This window comes from uncultured Amaricoccus sp. (genome assembly GCF_937858865.1).
Taxonomy (GTDB): Bacteria; Pseudomonadota; Alphaproteobacteria; order Rhodobacterales; family Rhodobacteraceae; genus Amaricoccus.
The window spans coordinates 1-2869 of the sequence record NZ_CALLYO010000459.1 but is presented as its reverse complement, the minus strand read 5'-3'; the positions used below and the strand labels follow the sequence as shown (position 1 = coordinate 2869).

Sequence of the window (2869 nt, the reverse complement as noted above, 5' to 3'; positions counted from 1 at the left end):
AGGCGTAGAGCGCCGCCCACCGGCGCAGCAGCGCATGCTCCTGCGCCCGCGCCCGTGCCGCCCAGGCCCTGGCGCCGGGCGGGTTCGCCCGCTCCTCCGGCCGGATGCGGGCCCGCGCCTCCGGGTCGGCCGCGAAGATCGCGAAGGCCAGCCGCCGCCGCCCGTCGAGATAGCCGGCCAGCCCGCTCACGAAGTCCATCGTCCCGGTCTTGGCCACCATCCGCACCCCCGGCAGCTCCAGCGGCTCGCGGCGCGCGTCGAGGATCGGCCGCTCGCGCAAGAGCCCGGGCAGCGCCCCCTCCGCCGCCTGCCGCAGCATCGCCACCTGGTCCGCCGCGCTCACCCGGCTCGCGTCGCTGAGCCCGGAGTGATTGACGAAGACCGCGTCCCCGAGGCCGAACCGCTCCCGCGCCCAGGCCGTCATCGCCGCCCCCGACCGCGCCAGCCCGTCCACCGCCGCGCCGCCCTCCGCACTGGCCCCCGCACTGGTCCCCGCACCCACTGCCGCACTCGCCGTCAGCCCGACCACCTCCGCCGTGAGGTTGGTCGAATAGCGCAGCATGTCGCGCAGCATCGGCTCGAGCGCCTCGCTCTCGCGCACCGCCATCACCCGGCCATCCGCCGCCGCCACCACCTCCGCCTCGGGCAGCGCCAGGCCCGCTCCCGCCGCCAGCCGGCGGAAGACCTCGCCGGCATTGACCCCGGGCGCCCGCACCGGCAGCCAGACGCTGCCACGCCCGCGGAAGTCGGCACGCGGCAGGCTCCAGATTTCCTCGGCCCCCTCGAAGCGGTGTCGCGCGGGGCCGCCCTCGACCAGCTCGGCGCGGATGCCGCCCACCGGCACCTCGAAGCGCGCCCCCGGCGCGCTCAGCGCCAGCGTCGGCTCCCCCTTGCCCGGTGTCTTGCCAGGCGCCCAGGCCAGGAACACCCGATTGAAGTTGAGGTTCATCCCCGAGACGGCCGGATTGTAGGCCGCCGTCGCCGGCTGGCCGGCGTCGATCTCCTCCACCCGCGGCAGCGCGCCGATGGCGACGAGAAGCCGCCCCTCGACCGCGGCGAGCCCCTGCCGGCGCAGCGCCGCCACCAGATCGCCCAGCGCATCGGTATCGAGGACCGGATCGCCACCCCCCGCCAGTACCAGGTCGCCCTTGAGCACGCCCCCCTCGATCGGCCCGCCCGCGCGCAGCTCGGTGCGGAACCGCCGCCCCGGCCCCGGCGTCTCCAGCGCGAAGAGCGTCGTCGTGACCTTCGCCACCGAGGCGGGCGGCAGCGCCACTCCCGGGCGATGCGCCTCGAGCAGCCCCTCCCCGCCCAGATCGGCGAGCGCGAAGCCGGTGAGCGGCCCGAGCTTCGAGGCGGCGAGGATCGCCTCCACCTCCTCGGCCGCCGCCGCGCGGACGACCCGCGGCGCCGCCAGCAAGGCCGCCGCGCCGGCGAGGAACGCCCGCCGCCCGATCCCGCTCATCGCCGCCACTCCCCCCGCGCCCGCAGCTCGCTCGACGAGAGATCGAGCATCCGCCCGCTCACCAGCGTCCAGGCCGGCGGCGCGCGGAAGGGCAGCGCCCGCGCCGCCTGCTGCGGCAGGCGCCAGCGCGCGAAGCGCCGCGCCGCCGGCGACAGCCCGGCGCGCAGCTGGTCGCCCGGACGGGCGAGCACCCCCACCGGCACCGTCGCCATGATCTCCGGCCAGCGCTCCCAGCGGTGGAAGCCGGCGAGATTGTCGGCCCCCATCAGCCAGACGAAGCGCACCCCCGGCCAGCGCGCCGTCACCGCGCGCAGCGTCTCCGCCGTGTAGCGCGTGCCGAGCCGGGACTCGAGATCGGTCACCTCCACCCGCGGATGCGCCATGATCGCCCGCGCCGCCGCCAGCCGCCGCGCGAGCTCGGCCGGCGCGTCCGGCTTCAGCGGATTGCCCGGGCTCACCAGCCACCAGACCCGGTCGAGGCCGAAGGCCTTGAGCGCCCAGCGGGTGATATGCACATGCCCGGCGTGCGGCGGATCGAACGACCCGCCGAGCAGCCCGACGCGCTGCCCCGCCGCAGCCTGCGGCCCGCCCCTTCCCCTCCTCAGATCCTCCGATGACAGCACGGGTCGCGCAGCTCCGCTCGACGGCAATCCGCGGATACCGCCGCAGCCGGAGGGTGCTGTCAATTCACCGCGCACCTCGCGACGCGCTGGCGGAACCCCGCCGCCCGGCACCAGCCCTGTGACATTATTGGAACAGCGTATGGCCATCATGTGGAAGAAGCCGTTGCCCGAAAAGTCCCCACCAGTCTATACTTTCGCCAACAATAACGAGCAGACGAACTGCAGGAGCAGGCATGCAGGGGAAGTTGATCTATATTGGCGGCGGAGCAGCTCTGCTCTTGGCCGGAATTGTCGCTATACGAGCAAACGCTCCCGATCGCCTCGACACGGAGGCGAGTCCGCCGCCGGTGACCGTCGCCGCGCCGGCGCCGACCTCCGTTCCGGCGGCAGCGGAAACGGCCCCCCTCGCGCCGCCCGGCGATGCCGAGATCGCCCGCCTGACCGCCGAGCTCGCCCGGCGCGAGGCCGAGACCGTCGAGCTCCGCACCACGCTCGCCGTCCGCGACGCGGTAATCGAGTCGCTCGAGCTCCGGCTCGAGGAGCGCACCTCGGCAACCGACGCGCTCGAGGCCCGCCTCGCCGCCAGCGAGGCCGAGATCGCCACCCTGCGCGGCCAGATCGCCGAGCTCACCGACCTGCGAAGCTTCGAGGCCAAGCGCGCCGTCTTCACCCCCGACGGCGCCACGGACGGCCCCGGGCCGAGCGCCGCGCGCGTCGAGCTGGTGCGCTCCGAGGCAGCCGACCTCGACGCCATCTTCGCCGCCAAGGCCGCCGCCGCCCT

3 protein-coding genes are annotated in these 2869 nt (G+C 75.3%); 1 reads left to right on the top strand and 2 read right to left on the bottom strand.

Annotated elements, in window-relative coordinates:
- Together Q0112_RS13490 and Q0112_RS13485 are read right to left on the bottom strand one after the other, a co-directional pair.
- Window positions 1–1465: D-alanyl-D-alanine carboxypeptidase (locus tag Q0112_RS13490; protein WP_297976104.1), on the bottom strand; the 1465-nt coding region annotated here is incomplete at its 3' end.
- Window positions 1462–2085, bottom strand: a complete 624-nt coding sequence (locus Q0112_RS13485; protein WP_297976107.1) for a nicotinate-nucleotide adenylyltransferase — start codon at window positions 2083–2085, stop codon at window positions 1462–1464. The genes Q0112_RS13490 and Q0112_RS13485, both read right to left, overlap by 4 nt.
- Before the next feature lie 350 nt (window positions 2086–2435).
- Between Q0112_RS13485 and Q0112_RS13480 the strand changes: the two genes are divergently transcribed.
- A partial coding sequence (locus tag Q0112_RS13480; protein ID WP_297976102.1) for a hypothetical protein occupies window positions 2436–2869 on the top strand: 434 nt, incomplete at its 3' end.